This is a genomic window from Pseudomonas sp. RA_15y_Pfl2_54 (genome assembly GCF_963971015.1).
GTDB lineage: Bacteria > Pseudomonadota > Gammaproteobacteria > Pseudomonadales > Pseudomonadaceae > Aquipseudomonas > Aquipseudomonas baetica_A.
Window position 1 is genome coordinate 128,125 of sequence record NZ_CAXAPN010000007.1, and the last position, 18,884, is coordinate 147,008.

The 18,884-nt window shown below is 58.9% G+C and carries 20 protein-coding genes and 1 pseudogene; 6 read left to right on the forward strand and 15 right to left on the reverse strand.

Translation table 11 applies throughout. From position 1 onward, the window contains the following. Positions 1–16: 16 nt before the first annotated feature. A complete protein-coding gene (locus AACY50_RS07430) occupies positions 17–1,222 on the reverse strand; it encodes an acetyl-CoA C-acetyltransferase (RefSeq protein ID WP_339433875.1) in 1,206 nt (401 codons plus the stop codon). A 640-nt stretch (positions 1,223–1,862) separates the two neighbouring features. On the opposite strand from AACY50_RS07430, the gene AACY50_RS07435 reads away from it, so the two are divergent. Then, a complete protein-coding gene (locus AACY50_RS07435) occupies positions 1,863–2,630 on the forward strand; it encodes a c-type cytochrome (RefSeq protein WP_339433882.1) in 768 nt (255 codons plus the stop codon). Between the two features lie 122 nt (positions 2,631–2,752). On the opposite strand, the gene AACY50_RS07440 is transcribed toward AACY50_RS07435, so the two are convergent. The 9 genes from AACY50_RS07440 to AACY50_RS07480 all read right to left on the reverse strand — a co-directional run bounded on the left by AACY50_RS07440 (position 2,753) and on the right by AACY50_RS07480 (position 10,796). After that, entirely contained in the window at positions 2,753–3,562 is an 810-nt protein-coding gene (locus tag AACY50_RS07440) for a transglutaminase family protein (RefSeq protein ID WP_339538396.1), read from the reverse strand. Then, positions 3,559–4,509, reverse strand: coding sequence for an alpha-E domain-containing protein (locus AACY50_RS07445; RefSeq protein ID WP_007914063.1), 951 nt, complete (start codon positions 4,507–4,509; stop codon positions 3,559–3,561). Before AACY50_RS07445 ends, AACY50_RS07440 begins: the two co-directional genes overlap by 4 nt. A 12-nt stretch (positions 4,510–4,521) precedes the next feature. Then, positions 4,522–5,931, reverse strand: coding sequence for a circularly permuted type 2 ATP-grasp protein (locus AACY50_RS07450; protein ID WP_339433874.1), 1,410 nt, complete (start codon positions 5,929–5,931; stop codon positions 4,522–4,524). 465 nt (positions 5,932–6,396) lie between these two features. Beyond that, complete coding sequence (locus tag AACY50_RS07455) at positions 6,397–6,744, reverse strand: ribonuclease E inhibitor RraB (protein WP_003223226.1); 348 nt, start codon at positions 6,742–6,744, stop codon at positions 6,397–6,399. Positions 6,745–6,951: 207 nt separating this feature from the next. After that, the gene (locus tag AACY50_RS07460; protein ID WP_221733906.1) at positions 6,952–7,185 is read right to left on the reverse strand and encodes a hypothetical protein; all 234 of its coding nucleotides are present in this window, start codon (positions 7,183–7,185) and stop codon (positions 6,952–6,954) included. 276 nt (positions 7,186–7,461) lie between these two features. Continuing rightward, positions 7,462–7,653, reverse strand: a complete 192-nt coding sequence (locus tag AACY50_RS07465) for a PLDc N-terminal domain-containing protein (protein WP_221733907.1) — start codon at positions 7,651–7,653, stop codon at positions 7,462–7,464. 71 nt (positions 7,654–7,724) lie between these two features. After that, entirely contained in the window at positions 7,725–8,255 is a 531-nt protein-coding gene (locus AACY50_RS07470; RefSeq protein WP_221733908.1) for a hypothetical protein, read from the reverse strand. Positions 8,256–8,341: 86 nt separating this feature from the next. After that, on the reverse strand, positions 8,342–8,860 hold the full coding sequence (locus AACY50_RS07475; RefSeq protein ID WP_339465584.1) for an ankyrin repeat domain-containing protein: 519 nt from the start codon (positions 8,858–8,860) through the stop codon (positions 8,342–8,344). Positions 8,861–8,957: 97 nt separating this feature from the next. Continuing rightward, the gene (locus AACY50_RS07480) at positions 8,958–10,796 is read right to left on the reverse strand and encodes a long-chain-acyl-CoA synthetase (RefSeq protein WP_339538397.1); all 1,839 of its coding nucleotides are present in this window, start codon (positions 10,794–10,796) and stop codon (positions 8,958–8,960) included. 389 nt (positions 10,797–11,185) lie between these two features. On the opposite strand from AACY50_RS07480, the gene AACY50_RS07485 reads away from it, so the two are divergent. Then, positions 11,186–11,464: a DUF3509 domain-containing protein gene (locus tag AACY50_RS07485; RefSeq protein WP_339433871.1), complete on the forward strand. Its 279-nt coding sequence runs from the start codon at positions 11,186–11,188 to the stop codon at positions 11,462–11,464. An 86-nt stretch (positions 11,465–11,550) separates the two neighbouring features. Here AACY50_RS07485 and AACY50_RS07490 read toward each other — a convergent pair whose 3' ends face one another. From AACY50_RS07490 to aroC, 4 genes and pseudogenes are all read right to left on the reverse strand, one after another. After that, positions 11,551–12,096, reverse strand: coding sequence for a 1,2-dihydroxy-3-keto-5-methylthiopentene dioxygenase (locus AACY50_RS07490; protein ID WP_339538398.1), 546 nt, complete (start codon positions 12,094–12,096; stop codon positions 11,551–11,553). 162 nt (positions 12,097–12,258) lie between these two features. Continuing rightward, positions 12,259–12,333, reverse strand: a pseudogene (locus AACY50_RS07495) (methylthioribulose 1-phosphate dehydratase); the annotation flags it as partial. Further along, the gene (locus AACY50_RS07500) at positions 12,330–13,475 is read right to left on the reverse strand and encodes an MFS transporter (RefSeq protein ID WP_339433869.1); all 1,146 of its coding nucleotides are present in this window, start codon (positions 13,473–13,475) and stop codon (positions 12,330–12,332) included. The gene AACY50_RS07500 and the pseudogene AACY50_RS07495, both read right to left, overlap by 4 nt. A gap of 31 nt (positions 13,476–13,506) precedes the next feature. Next, positions 13,507–14,598 carry a chorismate synthase gene (gene aroC / locus AACY50_RS07505; RefSeq protein ID WP_339433868.1) on the reverse strand — a complete coding sequence of 364 codons (1,092 nt, stop codon included), beginning with the start codon at positions 14,596–14,598 and terminating at the stop codon, positions 13,507–13,509. Positions 14,599–14,728: 130 nt separating this feature from the next. Here aroC and AACY50_RS07510 point away from each other — a divergent pair, with 130 nt between their 5' ends. Next, a complete protein-coding gene (locus tag AACY50_RS07510) occupies positions 14,729–15,682 on the forward strand; it encodes an alpha/beta hydrolase (RefSeq protein WP_339433867.1) in 954 nt (317 codons plus the stop codon). Positions 15,683–15,781: 99 nt separating this feature from the next. Next, positions 15,782–16,573 carry a hypothetical protein gene (locus AACY50_RS07515; RefSeq protein ID WP_339538400.1) on the forward strand — a complete coding sequence of 264 codons (792 nt, stop codon included), beginning with the start codon at positions 15,782–15,784 and terminating at the stop codon, positions 16,571–16,573. A gap of 100 nt (positions 16,574–16,673) precedes the next feature. On the opposite strand, the gene prmB is transcribed toward AACY50_RS07515, so the two are convergent. Beyond that, entirely contained in the window at positions 16,674–17,582 is a 909-nt protein-coding gene (prmB, locus tag AACY50_RS07520) for a 50S ribosomal protein L3 N(5)-glutamine methyltransferase (protein WP_339433865.1), read from the reverse strand. A gap of 239 nt (positions 17,583–17,821) precedes the next feature. Here prmB and AACY50_RS07525 point away from each other — a divergent pair, with 239 nt between their 5' ends. Further along, entirely contained in the window at positions 17,822–18,412 is a 591-nt protein-coding gene (locus AACY50_RS07525) for a cysteine hydrolase family protein (RefSeq protein WP_339433864.1), read from the forward strand. Positions 18,413–18,543: 131 nt separating this feature from the next. Next, entirely contained in the window at positions 18,544–18,864 is a 321-nt protein-coding gene (locus AACY50_RS07530; RefSeq protein WP_007914024.1) for a hypothetical protein, read from the forward strand. The last annotated feature ends 20 nt before the right edge of the window (positions 18,865–18,884 follow it).

An 18,884-nucleotide genomic window follows, 5' to 3' on the forward strand; every position in this document is an offset into this window, starting at 1 on the left:
TCCTTGAATTCGGGGCTCAGAGTCGTTCGATGATGGTGGCAATGCCCATGCCGCCGCCGACGCACAGCGTCGCCAGGCCATAGCGCAGGCGTCGGGCTTCCAGTTCATCGAGCAAGGTGCCGAGGATCGCGCAACCGGTGGCGCCCAGTGGGTGGCCCATGGCGATGGAGCCGCCGTTGACGTTGACCTTGTCCGGATCGACGGCCATGTCCTTGATGAATTTCAGAACCACCGACGCAAACGCTTCGTTGACCTCGAACAGATCGATTTCCTCTACACGCAATCGCGCTTTGGCCAACGCCTTGCGGGTGGCCGGCGCGGGGCCGGTGAGCATGATGGTCGGATCAGTGCTGGTAACCGCCGTGGCGACAATTCGCGCCCGAGGCTGCAGGCCCAGCGCCCGGCCCTTGGCTTCGGAGCCGATCAGCATCAGCGCCGCGCCGTCGACAATGCCGGAACTGTTGCCGGGTGTGTGTACATGGTTGATCCGCTCGACATGGCTGTAGACCCGCAGCGCCGTGGCGTCGAAGCCCATCAGGCCCATCATTTCGAAACTCGGCTTGAGTTTGCCCAGCCCTTCGAGAGTCGATTCGGCACGAATGAACTCATCGTGATCAAGCAGGATGATGCCGTTCTGATCCTGAACGGGCACCAGCGACTTATTGAACGAACCATCAGCTCTGGCCCGCGCCGCTTTCTGTTGCGAGTGCAACGCGTAGGCATCGACGTCCTGGCGACTGAAGCCTTCGAGGGTGGCGATCAGATCGGCACCAACGCCCTGCGGCGTGAAGTGGCTGTGCAGGTTGGTCTGCGGATCCAGCGCCCAGGCACCGCCATCGCTGCCCATCGGCACACGCGACATCGATTCAACGCCCCCGACCACCACCAGGTCTTCAAAACCCGAGCGCACTTTCATGGCGCCGAGGTTCACCGCTTCCAGCCCCGAAGCGCAGAAGCGGTTGATCTGCACGCCCGCCACGCTCACGTCCCAATCGGCCACCTGCACGGCCGTTTTAGCAATGTCAGCGCCTTGATCACCCATCGGCGTGACGCAGCCGAGTACGACATCATCGACCTGGCGGGTGTCCAGCGAGGTTCGCTCTTGCAAAGCACTCAGCAGGCCGGCCACCAGATTCACCGGTTTGACGCTGTGCAGTGCGCCATCGGCCTTGCCTTTGCCGCGGGGCGTGCGTAACGCATCGAAAATCAAAGCTTGGGTCATGACGTCCTCGAACCTGTGCGGTGAGTGATTTCTTGTGCCTTCACTCTTGACCCGAGCGCCTACGGATTCAATGACCCCAGCGCTCAATACGCTTGACGCACACGCTCAGACGGACGGTCATCAGCCGCCGGGTGAACCGGTTCAGGTCGGCGAGTTGTCTAGCAAGCGGGCGGCAAAGAAGCTGGCAATAAGCCTCATGCCTTTTTAATCGCTACCGACATGAACTACATATGAAATGGGTCTAAGCCAAGCGTGACGCGAGCCCTAATGTAAGACAAGTACGTCATGGTCGTCGGGTTTTGCCGGGGCAGGCGTGCTTCAACAGGATGTGCAGCGCTTGCCGTCATGGATATGCAGGCAAGCATCAGGAAATAACAATAAAGGCGGTCAAGCCATGTTCAAACAACCGAAAGTTCGTCAAGCAGGACTCATTCTTTTCGCCACGACGCTGTTGTTGATTTTGCCGAACCTGACCAGGGTCATCGGTTGAACTCAAGCGTCAGGCGCGGCTTGTCGCCACTAAACATGTGACTGGCCCGCTACCCGGGCCGGCGTGTTTGTGCCAACCTTTGCGCACTCCCACAACAATGATGACGATCATTTGAAAGCGCTTATTGTGTTCTTGGCATTGCTGTTGAGCATGCCTTTGGCTGCGGCACAACTGGATCTGCGGCTTGGCCAAATCAGCCGCACCTGGCAGACCGAGGAGTTGCTCAAACATCCTCAAGTACAAACCCTCACGATCAAAAATGATGTGTCCTACAAGAAGGACATGACCTATCGCGCCGTGCCCATGGCTAGTTTGCTCACGGGGATCAAACCCGACGATCACTTGCAAGCAGTGGCACTCGATGGGTTTGCCGCCGAACTGGCTGCTGCGCCCTTGCTCGGCACCAAAGGCGCGCGCGCATGGCTGGCGATCGAAGATCCGGCCCAACCATGGCCACCTCTGTCCGAGGGCAAGCACAGCGCCGGGCCGTTCTATCTGGTGTGGACCGATCCACAAGCGGGAAATATCAGCCCGGAGCAATGGCCGTTCGAAGTGGCAAGCATCAAGCGCATGGCGCCGGTGGCCGAACGCTTCCCTGCCCTGCTGCCTGACCCTGCGCTGAAAGCCGATGATCCGGTGAATCAGGGTTTTGCGCTGTTTCAGAAAAATTGTCTGGCGTGCCACCGATTGAATGGTGCGGGAGATGCGCAGTTCGGGCCGGATCTGAATATTCCGTTTAACCCGACCGAGTATTTCGGCGCGGACTTCCTCAAACGCTACATTCGTGACCCGCAAAGTTTGCGTCAGTGGCCGCAGGCGAAGATGCCGGGGTTTTCAGTTGAGGTGTTGCCCGACCAGGATTTGCAAATGCTGATCGGGTATCTGCAGCACATGGCTGGGCGCAAGGTTAAGCCCTGAGCCTTGTGTTGTCGGTACTGATCTCTTCGCGAGCAAGCCTGCTCCCGCAGGATCAATGCTGATTCAAAATCAGCGCATAACCTGTGGAAGCTGGGTTGCCAGCGTTTGCGGCATCCCGAATCCTATTGCTGTTGCACGGAGACAACCGGCACCGGCGTCGGCGACACGAACACCTTCGCATGCATCTGCTCACACCCGCCACCACGGCGCATCCCGCGCACCGGGCAGGCGTCCAGATAATCCAGCCCCACCGCCAGCTTAAGATGTCGCTCAGGGCGCGCCAGTTGATTGGTCACGTCAAAGCTGTACCAGGCGTCATCCAGCCACGCCTCAGCCCAGGCATGGCTGGCCAGATGTTCACAATCCTCGCTGTACAAATAACCCGACACATACCGCGACGGGATTCCCAGGCTACGCGCGCAGGCCAGGAACGCGTGGGCGTGATCCTGACAAACGCCTGAGCGGCCAGCGAACGCCTCGGCGGCGCTGGTATCCACTTCAGTGGAACCCGGCGTGTACGTCATGTGCTGGTTCAAGCCATGCATCAAATCGATCAACGCCGTGCGGTCGCGACGTTGCTTGCAGTTTTTTTCGGCGAACGCACGCAGCGCCTCGTCGGCCTCGGTCAGTCGAGTAAAACGCAGAAACGGTAACGCGGACTGGCTCTCGTGCTCTGCCTCGCGCAACTCATCGATATCCACCTGACCACGGGCGCCGATGATGATCGCTTCGTGCGGCTCGTCCATGGTCAGTACATGCAGGATGTTGCCGAACGGATCGAGTTGCGCACGCACCGGGCGCGGCAGGTCGAGTTGCCAGCTCAATACGTGCTGACGCTCGCTGTCATGGGGTGTCAGCCGCAGGTACTGGATGCTCGCCCGCACCTGATCTTCGTAGTGATAGGTGGTCTCGTGGCTAATGGAAAGTCTCATGCAGCCTCCAGGTAGGAACTGTGAATGGCGTTACCCAACTGGCGCACCAGCGGGATGAATTCGGTCAGCCAGGCGTGCAGGCCTTCCTCGAGGATTTCGTTGATGCCGGTGTAACGCAGGCGTGCGTCCATTTCTGCGGCCAGGCGTTGTGCCGGCCGACCGTTGGCCCCGGGCAACTGCGCGAGAATCTGATCGATCTCTTCGGTGCAGGCACGCAGTGAACGCGGCACATCTGCGCGCAACAGCAGCAACTCGGCAACATGTCGCGCCCCCGGCGCATCGCGATAGATTTCGGTGTAGGCCTCAAACGACGACAAAGCCCTGAGCAAAGCACTCCACTGATAGTAGGCGTGAGCAGTGCCGTCACTGACCGCTTCGGCCTGATCACCCGCCATTTCGTAGCGGGCATCGAGCAGGCGCAAGGTGTTGTCCGCGCGCTCGATAAAGGTCCCCAAGCGAATGAAGCGAAACGCATCGTTGCGCATGATCGTGCCGTAGGACGCCCCACGGAACAGGTGTGAACGCTCCTTGATCCATTCGCAGAAACGGCTCATGCCATAGCGGCTCAGCCCCTGTTCGGCGATCCCGCGAATCTCCAGCCAAGTGGCGTTGATGTTTTCCCACATGTCAGCCGTTATTCGTCCACGTACCGCGTGAGCGCTGGCCCGCGCCGCGCCCAGACAGCTGTAGATGCTCGCCGGATTGGCGGCATCGAGGGCGAAAAAGTGCAGCAATCGTTCGGCATGCAGCGCGCCGTGACGCTCCAGATAATCGTCGAGTGTGCCGGTGATCAACAGCGGCATGGCCAGTTCGTGCAGACCATCGCCGCGGCCGTCTTGCGGCATCAGCGACAGCGAATAACTGATATCGAGCATCCGTGCGAGGTTTTCCGCTCGCTCCAGGTAACGCGACATCCAATACAGATCCGAGGCAGTTCTACTTAACATGGCAAACTTCCTTCAATCCTCGACCACCCAGGTGTCCTTGGTTCCGCCGCCCTGGGAGGAATTCACCACCAGAGAGCCTTCGCGCAGGGCGACACGGGTCAAACCGCCTGGCACAACCCGCGTTTCGCGACCGGACAGGACAAACGGGCGCAGGTCGATGTGGCGTGGCGCAATACCGTTTTCGACAAAGGTCGGACAGGTCGACAGCGACAATGTCGGTTGCGCGATGTACGCGTGGGGCTTGGCTTTGATCCGCTCGCGGAATGCATCGATTTCCGCCGTCGTCGCTGCCGGCCCCACCAGCATCCCGTAACCGCCCGAACCTTGGGTTTCCTTGACCACCAGATCCGCAAGATTGGCCAGCACATGGGAAAGTTCAGACGGATTGCGGCATTGCCAGGTCGGCACGTTCTTCAGGATCGGTTCTTCATCGAGGTAGAAACGGATCATGTCGGTCACGAACGGATACACCGACTTGTCGTCGGCCACACCGGTGCCAATGGCGTTGGCCAGCACTACGTTGCCGGAACGATAGGACGACAGTAGCCCCGGCACACCCAGCATCGAATCCGGATTGAACGCCAGCGGATCAAGGAACGCGTCGTCGAGACGGCGGTAGATCACGTCGACCGCTTTTGGCCCGTCGGTGGTGCGCATGAAGACTTTGTCGTCACGCACGAACAGATCGGCGCCCTCCACCAGCTCCACGCCCATTTCCCGGGCCAGAAAAGCATGCTCGAAGAATGCACTGTTGAAGCGCCCCGGCGTCAACACCACCACACTCGGGTCATCAATCGGGCTTGAGCTTTTCAGGGTGTCGAGCAACAGGTTCGGGTAGTGGTCGATCGGCGCGATGCGCTGCGCGGCGAACAGCTCCGGGAACAATCGCATCATCATCTTTCGGTCTTCGAGCATGTAGCTCACGCCGCTCGGTGTGCGCAGGTTGTCTTCGAGCACGTAATAGGTGCCGTCGCCGTCGCGCACCAGATCGACACCAGAGATGTGCGAATAAATATCGCGGTGCAGATCCAGCCCTTGCATCGCCAACTGATATTGCTCGTTGGCCAGCACCTGCTCGGCGGGAATGATCCCAGCCTTGATGATGCGCTGCTCGTGGTAAAGGTCGGCGAGGAACATGTTCAACGCCTTGACCCGCTGGATGCAGCCGCGCTCGACGATCCGCCATTCGCTGGCGGGGATGCTGCGCGGAATGGTATCGAAAGGAATCAGGCGCTCTGTGCCTTGCTCGTCCCCGTAGAGCGTGAAGGTAATCCCGGCACGATGGAATAGCAGATCGGCCTCGCGTCGCCGTTGGGCCAGCAGCTCGTCAGGCGTGTCGGCCAACCACCGGGCAAACTCCCGGTAATGCGGGCGAATCTGGCCGCCGGCATCGTACATTTCATCAAAATAAGTGCGGATCATGCCGTACTCCTTGTCACCCGGACATACAGGCCTTCGCAAGGCCCGTGCCATCGGCATAAACGCTTTGATTTCAATCAGTTGGATATTCACGCCGCAGGTGCCGCACCATTCCTGTGCAACAAATGCCCCAACCTGATTGCCCCCGCCTCATTGCGACGCAGTGTTGTCGTCTATCACCAGCATAGTCAGAGTTGATTTCACTGCTCGGCATGAGCGGCGGATAATCCGCGCATCCGCTGAAAGAGCTGCCACGCGCAGGTCTTCAGCTCAATTGATCCGGCCTGCCAGTGCAGCCCTTAAAGCCTTGGCCCTGAACGGTTTCATCGATTTATCGGTCTTCCCTTTTCGCCACCCTCTCCGGTGGCTTTTTTTTGCGTGCGTGAAACGTTTTGAAAGCAAAAGAGATCCATAAATGAAAACGGCCAACCCGAAGGTCAGCCGTTGCTCAACAAAAAACACCAGAGATCAGTTCAAACGGTAGCGGTTGCGTACCTCCTGCTTGACGCCCCAGCCCTCGATGATGCCACCCAACGGTTCGACCACGGCGGAGAAGCCCTGCTCGAAATCGCCAATATCGTCATAAGTCGCGTACATCACTTTGCTTAATTCCAGAGACCAGGCGCCGTCGTCGCGCGCACTGACCTGGGCATTGATGGATTCACCGCGAAACTTGCCTGCCGCCCTGCGCGCCCGCTCCTCGTCCGGGAAAATGGCGTAGAACTCGATGGGATGGAATCGGGAAAAATCGAAACCGCCTTCTTTCATGCGGCGCAGCACGTTGCTGCTGATGTCTTCTTGATAGGCTGTGCTCATGAATCGTCCCCCTCGGATGATGGATAGACTTTCCGTATTCCCGCCCCGGGCCTTGGGCCTAAGTACTTCGGCAAACTGGTTGCACGCGGGAAACAAGCATGTAGCTGACAAGACCAGACCTTAGCGATCCGTTCGCTGATCTCGCTTGCAGAGTAGCCCCAAGATAGAGCTGCTGCCAAGGCCTGGCGTGATAATGATGGAAGAATTTCAGATGGGGGTGATGCTGCGGATTTCGATGCTGTTCTGGGTTTTCAGACTTTTGACACCCGCATCGGCGGTGCGGCCTTCCAGATCGTTCAAATCCAGTGCGGCGGCAACAGGCAGGAGCCGTTGCTTGATCAGTCGAGCGGCCTCATCGTCGCTGGGACATTCGGCGCGCTCGAAGACCTCAACAACAGTTTCACCATGATCGTCCACGAAAGTGATTTTCCACTTTTGCATCGGTGCCTCCTCGATCAAACCCGCAAATGGGCTTACCTCTATCTCGACTTTTGGCCGGATTGATCGTTCAAAAGGATTGCATCGGGCGAACATGAAAAAAAAGACACCCAATGCGCAAGCAGGCTTTTGTGGCAAGGGGATTTATTCCCGATCGACTTAGAAGCAGTCGTAGATCACGGGTTTTCTGTCAGACCGCACCCACCGGTTCAAGGGACGCTTCGCGCGCCCATCGGCTTAACACAACCTCACAGGTTTTGCGTTGTTCGCGAGAATGGCTCAGATCCGCACATTCCCCCGTGGCCCGGCAATCGCCCAGATGATCAGGCCCAGCACCGGCAGAAGGACGATCAGCAGCACCCAGAGGACTTTCATCCCGGTCTCGGCGCCGCTTTTCAGTACGTTGATGATGGCCCAGATATCGAGGGCAAGAATGATCAGACCGATCAGACCGTTAAACGTCGAACCCATGGTGTCGCTCCAGAATAGTGGCATGCACTTTTAGGATAGACGGTCGCGCGAAGGGTTCCCTTTTATTGCCCTCAGACGTGAACAGCGACCTTCAAGGCCTCCAGCGATGGCGCAGCGGCGATGCCAACTTCGGCGCACAACGCCAGCACCCGTGGCACGTCGTTGCCGTAGACCAGTACGACTTGCAGCTCGTCGTCGAGCAACTGACTGAAGTTCATCAGCGTGTAACCGCCGTTTTCCTTGTTCAGGCTGCTCATCTGCACCTGAATGCGATTGAGCGCAGTCAATGCTTCGGTTTTGGCCAATTGCTTGGGCTTGAGGTTGAAATCGACCCCTGGACCGAACGAGGCAACGATCTGCGCGAACAGATCGACGTAGGTGTCGGCCTGAAACAGTACGGTTTCCGGCAGGCTGCCGACCACCACCCACTCGCCCAACGTGATCGGAAAAGTGTCGTCGTAGTTGATGTCCGGGTTGGCCGTCAGAAAAGCGCCGGCATCGGCGTAGGCCTGTGCGGCTTCGTCGGCCACTTTCAGGATCTCGTCCTCGCCCATGCAGCCGGAGCTGATTTTGCTGATGAGTTCGACGAGTGCGGCTTTCATGAGGGCAGATCCTGTGGCGAAGGTGAATTTCGAGGGCGCGAAGGATAGCGCATTCTCTCCCTCACCACAGTTCAACAGAGCTGATTTCAGCTCAACAGTTTTTCCAGCTGCGCGGTGGTGTCGACCGCACCCATGGTGCGAGCCGCGTCCAGTGCTGTCACGCCGTTGGCGTCCTTGGCTTGCGGATCGGCACCTTTGCTGATCAGGTAATCGACGATTTCAACGCGGTTGAACATTGCCGCCATCATCAACGCGGTACGACCGTCGAACGACGAACCTTCGATCTCGGCGCCCGCTTCCACCAGTGTCTTGACCACGGCCAGATCACCTTTGAACGCTGCGCCGGCAATCGGGCTCTGGCCGTTGCCATTGCGCATCTCCGGGTCAGCCTTGTGTTTAAGCAGCACCTGCACCGCCTCCACATGGCCGTAGTAACTGGCCAACATCAGCAACGTGTCGCCTTTGGCGTTTTTCAGGTTCACCGGCAGGCCGGCGCTGATCAGTCGATCCAGCATCACTGCATCACCGTCGCGCGCCTTGTTGAAAACCTGCTCGGTGAATTCGGCAGCCTCTTCAGGGGTCATCTGGCGGCTTTGGTCGGACATGGGGCAACTCCACTTTCGGTTAATCGCAAAGCCGACAGTTTCCCGAGCGCGGCGATAGCTGTCACCCCCTTTTTCTCAAGAAAGGCTATAGCCAGAATCAATAGCGGTATTTGCCCTGGTGAATGTCGGCCAGCACTTGATCGGTCACCTGCACATACGTCTGCGTGCCAGGCAGCCAGGCGAAGATCGGGTCATCACCCGTCAGGCCCGGGTCGAAGCCTTCGTTTTTCAACCGCGTTTTCTGGTATTTGAAGGTGCCGGTGGTTTCCATTTTCACTTTCACCCGCAGGAACAGAGGGACGGCGTAGGCCGGCATGCGTTGCCGGGCGAACGTCAGCAGTTCGGCGAAGTCCAGGGTGGCGAGGGATTCGGCAGGTGTGATCGCCGCCATCCCGGCGCGTCCGTTGGTGTTGCGGATTTCCACGCCGTAGGCCACGGCCTCGGAGATGTGCGGATGTTGCAGCAACAGGTTTTCAACTTCGGTGGTGGAGACGTTTTCACCTTTCCAGCGATAGGTGTCGCCGAGGCGATCAACAAACTGGGCATGACCAAAACCGATGTTGCGCAACAGATCACCGGTGTTGAAGAAGCGGTCGCCCTTGGTGAACACATCGTGTACCACGACTTTGGCGGTCTTCTGCGGATCGGTGTAGCCGTCCAGCGGCGCCTTCTCGTCGATTCGCGCCAGCAGCAAACCTTGCTCGCCCTTACCGACCTTGCGCATGAAACCGTCGTCGCTGCGAATCGGCTCGCCGCTGTCATGATCGTAGGCCACCAATTCCCAGGCCATCAGCGAAAACCCGATGGTGTTGTCGAAGTTGAGGATGTTGGTAAAACCGATATTGCCGTCGCTCGCGGCATACAGTTCACAGATATGATCGACCGCGAACCGCGTCTTGAACTCGGCCCACGCGCCTGGACGCAAGCCGTTGCCGATCATCTTGCGCACATCGTGGCGATTGTCATCGACGCTGGCCGGTTGATCGACCAGATAACGGCATAACTCGCCGACGTAACCGATAGTGGTGGCGCGATAGCGGCGCACGTCATTCCAGAACTGACTGGCGCTGAATTTGCGGCGGATGGCGAAACCCGATGCGCCGTTGATCGCCGAGCCCCAGCACACGCAGAGGCCGGTCGCGTGATAGAGCGGCAAGGTGCAATAGAGGACATCGTCGGGGCCCATGTCGAGGGCGATCATGCCGAAGCTGGCCGAACTGCGCATCCAGCGACCGTGCTTGAACACACCAGCCTTGGGCAGGCCAGTCGTGCCAGAGGTGTAGATGTAGAAACACGGATCGTCGAAAAACACCTGCTGGCTGCTCGGGGGATTATCGCTGCGAGCGTCGACACTGGCGCTGATCAGGTTGACGTAACCCTGGGGGGCAATGCCCGGATGGCTGTAAGTGTCGTGGTCCGCCACGAACCAGGTGCGCTCTGGCGTAATCGTCACTTGATCACGTACCGCGGCAAACGCCGGCACCAACTCTTCACCGACCACAATCGCCACCGGCGCCACCAGATTCACACTGTGGATCAGCGTATCGCGGGTCTGCGAGGTATTGAGCAGTGCGCTGACGGCGCCGACCTTGGCCAATGCCAGAATCGTCACCAGTAGTTCCGGACGGTTTTCAATGAACACCGCCACCACATCACCCTTGCCGATCCCCTGCCCGTTCAGATAGTGGGCGATGCGATTGGCCCACTGGTTGACCTGCGAATAGGTCAGCAAGACATCGCCCTGCAATAACGCCAGGCCATCGGGATTACGCAGAGCCGCTTGTTCGAACGTCCAGCCAAGGCCACAGCTTTGGGTCGGATCCTTGACGTTGGCCACCTTCATGCCTTTGACCACTCGCGGAATGGCTTTGGCAATCATCGGCAGTTTGCGGAGCATCATGCCCCAGGTAATCGTGTCGCTTGGCGCGTGACTCATGGAAGCTCCCGTTCGGCCCTGGTTTGCTGGCCGGCATTCTTATTTTTCGGGCAATCGATGGCTGCGACCGACACTTTCAGGCGAAGGTCGAGAGCGAAAGTACGCCAGCGCTTCTCAAGCTGTACACGCGGTTTTTGCAATGTTTTGTATCCGCAGGACCTTGGCCGGCAGCCGCGATCCTGTGGGGGCGATTTGGTTCCGTTTATTCGCAAGCGATCCCGCAAAATGCAGGATGCACGATGGCCGTTCATGCAGATTGCACGACGCGTTTAAATTCACGATTTTATAAACTATTGATTTATAAGTATTTTTAAAAAAAACCATGCTGGCACAATCACTGCAACCTCCTCTGCATGCTTGCCATTCAAGTGCATACGGAGCTGAAAAACATGAGCCTGATCCAAGAAAAATTTACCTCCCTGTTCTCCAACTTCGAAGTCACCACTACGCCACGTCCCGATGGCGGGATCCTGCTGACTCTGCGCAGCAGCGACGGCAAAGTGTTCAAGCGTGCGCTGACGTATCAGCAACTGCATGCCGGCGACCAATTGTCGTGGGCGATCAGTGCAATTCGTCGTGATCTGGCTGAACAGGCCAGCGAACTGCCACAAATCGCAATGCTGCAGAGCCAGCAGCGTTTTGCCCTGCCGACGTATCACTCGCTGTAATTGATTCGACCCTGTAAAACAAAGCAGGCCGTGAAGGATGCGCTTCACGGCCTGTTTTTTTATGGATGACGTTTATCGTCTTCGGCTCAGTCCTCAAGACGCGGGAAGCGGCCGGCGATGTCTTCGTCAGTGAAGGTGGCGACCCAGCCTTCGGGGTTGTTGAACAGACGGATCGCCACGAAGTGCGGATGTTCACCCATGTCGAACCAGTGTTTAGTGCCGGCCGGCACCGAGATCAGGTCGTTTTTTTCGCAGAGTACGGCGTAGACGTAATCGTCGATGTGCAGGGTAAACAGTCCACGACCGGCGACGAAAAAACGGACTTCGTCTTCGCCATGGCAGTGTTCTTCAAGGCACTTGGCGCGCAGTTCGGCTTTCTGCGGGTGATCGCTATTGAGGCTGATCACATCGACCGTGATGTAACCGCGCTCGGTCATCAATTCGTCGATCTGCTCTTGGTACGCGCTGATCACTTCTTCCTGGCTTGCACCGGGCTGGATCTTCGTGGCGGCTTGCCAGCGGTCGAAACGCACGCCCTGCTCGGCCAGAGTCGCGGCGATGTCTTCAAGATGGGTCAGCACCTTGTTCGGGATGTCGGGGCTTGAGACGTGATAAACGGACAGGCTGCTCATTGGGACAATTCCTCGGTATCGGCCTTGCCGTCCGGTTTTTTTCAGACCGGTCGGGCACAGCAATTCATCAGGTAAATGGGCGACTTCTGGCGAAGTCAGCCTTGGTGGTTCATGACGCTGCGGGTCTTCAACTCGCATTCAAACAAAATTCAGATACCACTGAGACCAGCCTCGACCATAAAGAAAACACCCGGCGTCGACGATTGGCCGGGCGAGTTGTTCACGCGCAAGGCTCACAGGCTGTCCTCTTGCATGCGTGTGGCAATGATAACGGCAGCCGCGAGCGCCGCGAGACTGGCAATACTAAAGGTCAATGTCGGGCCGAGGGTATTCCAGCTGTACCCGGCATACAGTGCGCCGAGCGCGCCTCCGGTGCCGGCCAGCGCGGCGTACAACGCTTGGCCCTGTCCTTGCTGGCGCGCGCCGAAGCTACGTTGCACGAACGCGATGGCAGCGGCGTGAAAACTGCCGAAGGTCGCCGCGTGCAGCACCTGCGCCAACAACAGCACCCAGAGAAACTCGGCGAACGAACCCAGCAGCACCCAGCGCAGCGCCGCCAGCAGAAAACTTGCCATCAAGACTCGGCGCAGGGAGAAGCGTGAAAGAATCCGGCTCATGGCCATGAACATCAGCACTTCAGCGACCACACCGACGGCCCAGAGCATGCCGATCACGCCGCGACTGTAGCCGAGTCGTTCAAGGTGCAACGTCAAAAACGTGTAATACGGGCCGTGACTCATCTGCATCAGTGCCACACTGGCGTAAAACGCCAGCACGCCAGGACGGCGCAGTTGCTTGAGAAAACCTTCCCCGGTCGGCCGGTTGCCCTGCGCCGGTTGCGCGTTCGGTACCCACAAACTGCTGAGCACGATCCCCGCCATGATCAGCACCAGCGCTGCCGGGTAGATGTCCAGACTAAGCCACTCGAACAGGCGCCCCAACACAACCACGGTGATGATGAAGCCGATTGAGCCCCACAGGCGAATCTGGCTGTAACGGGAGGTCTGCCCCTGCAAATGCGCCAGCGTGATGACTTCGAACTGCGGCAACACCGCGTGCCAGAAGAACGCATGCAACGCCATGACCATCGCCAGCCAGGCGTAGGTTTTGCTGACGAAAATCAACGAGAAGGTCAGCAGCGTACACACCGCGCCGAAGCGCACGATGGCCAGGCGTCTGCCCGTGTAATCGCCAAGCCAGCCCCAGATGTTAGGCGCCACGCAGCGCATCAACATCGGGATGGCGACCAGTTCGCCAATGCGCGCGGCGCTGAATCCGAGGTGATCGAAGTACAGCGCCAGAAACGGCGCCGTCGAGCCGAGCAAGGCGAAATAGAACAGATAGAAACTGGACAGCCGCCAGTAAGGGAGCGCCGCCACGGTCAGGCCGCGACGGCTTTGTGGTCTGCCATTAAAGCTGACCCAGCACCGGGGTGCTCACGCGCACATCGGCGTTCTGCCCACGGTGACGCAGCAGGTGGTCCATCAGCACGATGGCCATCATCGCTTCGGCAATCGGTGTGGCGCGGATGCCCACGCAGGGGTCGTGTCGACCTTTGGTGATCACGTCGACCGCGTTGCCTTCGACGTCAATCGAACGGCCCGGGGTGGTGATGCTCGACGTTGGTTTGAGCGCCAGATGGGCAACGATCGGCTGACCGGACGAGATGCCGCCGAGAATGCCGCCGGCGTTATTGCTGAGGAAACCTTGCGCAGTCATTTCATCGCGATGCTCGGTACCACGCTGGGCAACGCAGGCGAAACCGGCGCCGATTTCCACGCCCTTCACCGCGTTGATGCTCATCAGCGCGTGCGCCAATTCGGCGTCGAGACGGTCGAAAATCGGCTCGCCCAGACCCGGCATGACGCCTTCGGCGACCACGGTGATCTTCGCCCCCACCGAATCCTGATCACGGCGTAATTGATCCATATAGGCTTCCAGCTCCGGGACTTTGTCCGGATCCGGGCAGAAGAACGCGTTTTCTTCAACCGAATCCCAGGTCTTGAACGGGATTTCGATCGGGCCGAGCTGGCTCATATAGCCGCGAATGACAATGCCCTGGGTGGCCAGAAACTTCTTGGCAATTGCACCTGCCGCCACGCGCATGGCGGTTTCGCGGGCCGAGCTACGGCCGCCGCCACGATAATCGCGCTCGCCGTATTTGTGGTGGTAGGTGTAGTCGGCGTGGGCCGGGCGGAACAGGTCCTTGATTGCCGAGTAGTCCTTGGACTTCTGGTCAGTGTTGCGGATCAGCAGACCGATGGAGCAGCCGGTCGTGCGGCCTTCGAACACGCCGGAGAGGATTTCGACTTCATCGGCTTCCTGGCGCTGGGTGGTATGTCGACTGGTGCCGGGCTTGCGGCGGTCGAGGTCGCGCTGCAAGTCTTCGAGGGAAATTTCCAGGCCCGGCGGGCAGCCGTCGACAATGGCGACCAACGCCGGACCATGGCTTTCGCCAGCGGTGGTGACAGTGAACAACTTGCCGTAGGTATTGCCGGACATGCAGGACGCTCCGTGAAATCAAACCCAAATTCGTAATGCGCGCCAGTATACGCAGGCTAACCGACTAGTTCATCCTCGAACCTTAGCGGTGTTGGTGAGTCCAACCGGCACCTTGGCGAATGATGGCGTGATGATGCTGCGAGTTTTGATTTTGAGTCTTACCCTGTTTACGGGCTTTGCCCAAGCGACGGTCCTACAACGCCCGGTAACTTTGGATACGGGGAGCGGCGAGCTTTTCGGTTCGCTGTTGCTGCCAAAATCCGACAACCCTGTACCGGTTGTCCTGATCATTTCCGGCTCGGGGCCTACGGATCGTGACGGAAACAACCCCGACGGCGGGCGCAATGACAGCCTTAAACGGCTGGCCTGGGTGCTGGCTAAACACCACATTGCCAGTGTGCGCTACGACAAGCGCGGCGTGGCCGCCAGCCTTGCGGCCACGCCGGACGAGCGCAACCTGTCGGTGGAGGCCTACGCGGCAGACGCCGTGGCGTGGGGGCAGAAGCTCAAGGCCGACCCGCGTTTTGGCAAGCTCATCCTGCTTGGCCACAGTGAAGGCGCACTGATTGCCAGCCTTGCCGCGCCGAAGCTGGATGCCGCGGCGGTGATTTCCCTGTCTGGCAGCGCGCGGCCGGTCGATCAGGTGATCCGCCAGCAACTGGCGCGCAGCCTGCCACCACCGCTGATGTTGCGCAGCAACGAGTTGCTCGACAACCTCAAGGCCGGCCGCACCGACGACAATGTACCGGGGCCGTTGCAGGTGATTTTCCGGCCAAGCGTGCAGCCGTATCTGATCTCGCTATTCCGACAGGATCCGGCCGCAGCGTTCGCGCAACTGAAGATGCCGGCACTGATCGTTCAGGGCAGCAACGACATTCAGGTCGGTGTCCATGATGCAAAGTTGCTCAAAGCCGCCAAACCGGACGCCGAACTGGCGGTGATCGAAGGCATGAACCACGTCATGCGCATCGTGCCTAACGACGTGAAGCGGCAATTGGCCTCCTACAAAGACCCGAATTTGCCTCTGGCAGCGGAACTCGGCTCGAAAATCATCGAATTTATTGACGGACTTCGCACCCGATAAGCGCTGTTTGCCCTCCAGTCTTGCAAGAAACGGCCGATAAGCCTTTGTCGCCAGCGTACTGGCTGGCGGCAAGCAGGGCTTGGACAGGATCTCGCCGTTATGACTGATACCCAGACTTCACCCGACACCACCGCTGAAAAAGACGCACCGCCAGCGGTCGAGCTGCCGTGGGCGGATGTCCACGTCGAGCACCACAAGATGCTCCGCCTGGCCCCGTTGAAGACCGACCGCCACACCGGTGGCCGGCCATTGCGTTTTGTCGAATTCGGCTATGCCGAGCGCAATAGCAAAGAACACAGCCTGATGCGCATGGCGATCAAGCTGCCGAGCCAGCGTGTTCGCAAAGAGCAAAATCATCTCGACGTGTGGGTCAATCACACCACCAAACGTGTGAGTTTCGGCCCGGACAGCGGCTTGCAGATTGAACCGTTAAACCGTGGCATCGGCCGCTTCATGGCCGCGCATGGCATTACCTGGGCGAAAAAACGCTGGCCCGCCTACACCGTCGACGGCATGGACTTGAACAACAAGGACGCGCTGAACGAAGACACTCGACTGCGCCGCGATCATTTTCTGCGGGTGCACGGATTTGATGTGGTCTACGCCGACGCCCAGCATTTGAAGGGCAGCATCAAGGATGCTCAGGTCGGTGATCTGATTGGCGACTGGAACAGCGAAAAGCTGCAGATCGTCGAGATTCTTGAAGCCGCGCAAATGCTTCAGCAGGCCGAACAGAATCTGGCCGAGCAGGAAGTGAAGCTCCAGAAGCAGGAAGAAAAGGTCAGCAAGTTCAAGCGCGAAGACGCCGGGTTGCGCTTCACTATTACCTGTCTGGTGGCGTTTGCGGTGTTTCAGGCGGGGTTGTTGATCTGGATTGCTACGCACCGCTGATAACTTCAAACTGCGGCGCTGCCATTGGCGAACAGGCTCGCTCTCACAGGAACATGCATTCCAAAGGTGGGAGCTAGCCTGCTCGCGAAGCGTTCAGGGGTCAGACGCGAGAAGCGAATAGCGCTTGATGATCGCGGCACTGCTGCGCCGTCAACATGAACACGCCATGCCCACCGCGCTCGAACTCGAGCCAGGCGAAGTCGACTTCCGGGTACAACGCTTCGACGTGAACCTGGCTGTTACCCACTTCGACAATCAGCAACCCCTTCTCGGTCAGGTGATCCGCCGCTTCGGCGAGCATCCGCCGAACCAGGTTCAGACCATCATCACCGCACGCCAGGGCCAGCTCCGGCTCGTGCTGGTATTCGTCCGGCATGTCGGCGAAATCTTGCGCATCGACGTAAGGCGGATTCGACACGATCAGGTCGAAACGCTGACCCGGCAGCCCCTCGAAACCATCGCCCTGCACAGTGTAGACACGCTCATCGACGCCATGGCGCTCGATGTTCTGATTGGCCACTTCCAGCGCTTCGAACGACAGATCCGCCAGCACCACTTCGGCGTTCTGGAACTCATAGGCGCAGGCAATGCCGATGCAACCGGAACCGGTGCACAGATCAAGAATTCGCGCAGGGTCATTGCCAATCCACGGCGCAAAATGGTTTTCGATCAGCTCACCAATCGGCGAACGCGGGATCAATACACGTTCGTCGACGATAAACGACATGCCGCAGAACCAAGCCTCACCCAACAGGTAAGCGGTCGGGATACGCTCTTCGATACGACGCTTGAGCAGGCGTTGCAGATTGACCAGTTCGTCATCTTCCAGTGCGCAATCGAGATAGCTGTCGGCGATTTCCCACGGCAGATGCAATGCCCCCAGCACCAGTTGCCGGGCTTCGTCCCAGGCATTGTCGGTGCCATGGCCGAAAAACAGATCCTCCCCATGGAAGCGGCTGACGGCCCAACGGATGTGGTCGCGCAGGGTACGAAGTCGGGAAGTGATCACGGGGCAGAACTCCAGAAAAAACGACTGGCGATTCTAACAGCCAAAACGCGCCACGACGACGCAGGAAAAATCCCGCCACAGCGGTAGGGGTTTTCTGTTTTTTGCATCAGCTATTGAACAGAACGTGTAACTTGACAAGGCTGCAAGCCAGCAACGACGGTGCCTACGATGGTAGCGATTCACAGAACCGCTCAGCCAGAGGACAATGTCGCAAAAGCCCCACCCCAAGGAGCCCCAGAATGTCCGTTCCAAAAACGATGTTTCAACTCAGCGGTCGCGGTTACGCAGCGGCCACACTGAGCCATGCCACCGTGGTCATCATCGATGCCCAGAAAGAATATCTCAGTGGCCCACTGGCCCTGAGCGGCATGGATGCGGCCGTCGCGAACATCAAACAAGTGATCGCTGCGGCCCGTGCAGCCGGTCGGCCGATCGTGCATGTGCGTCATCTCGGCACCGTCGGTGGCCTGTTCGACCCACAGGGCGAACGCGGCGAATTCATCCCCGGCCTCGAACCGCAGGGCGATGAAACCATCATCGGCAAACTGCTGCCGAGCGCCTTCCATGGCACCGAACTGCTCGACCGCTTGCAAAACCTTGGCTCGCTGGACCTGATCGTCTGCGGTTTCATGAGCCACTCCAGCGTCAGCACCACCGTGCGTGCGGCGAAAAACCTGGGTTTTCGCTGCACCCTCGTTGAAGATGCTTGCGCCACCCGTGACCTGCCGTTCAAAGGCCGGGTACTCAGCGCCGAAGTGGTACAAGAAGCGGAAATGGCGATCATGGCCGACAACTTTGCCACCCTCGCCAAAACACAAGATCTCATCTGATCGCGCCCTGATGAGCGGCCCACACTGCCGCTCATCCACAAAAGCCTCTCATTTGACGCAAATGCCATAGCCTCAGGAACAACCCGGTCAACTCCCGGTCGAAGGGCCGATACCCATTGAGGAAGGTCGGAATGAAGTTATCCGATGGATTTGACGCACGCCGCTTGCGGCCCAAAGGCCAAAGCAACTGGCGTTTTCGATTCGGCGCGGCGATTGCAGCCATTCTGGCGACATTCGGCGTGCTGCTGGCAATGGCCGGGGCCGCCAGCCTGCTGGGGCGCCCGCCAGCGCTCGGCGACTTGAACGCCACGCCAATGGGCTCCGCGATCATTCTGGCAGTCGGTTTGCTGTTTCTGTATTTCGGTGTCGCCCTGTGGCGTCGCTGCCGCCGTCGTGCACGGCAATCGCGGGAATTGAACATGTCCCCGCACCTGATGAAAAAACACGACTGACTCGATGGCCTGGCTTTTTG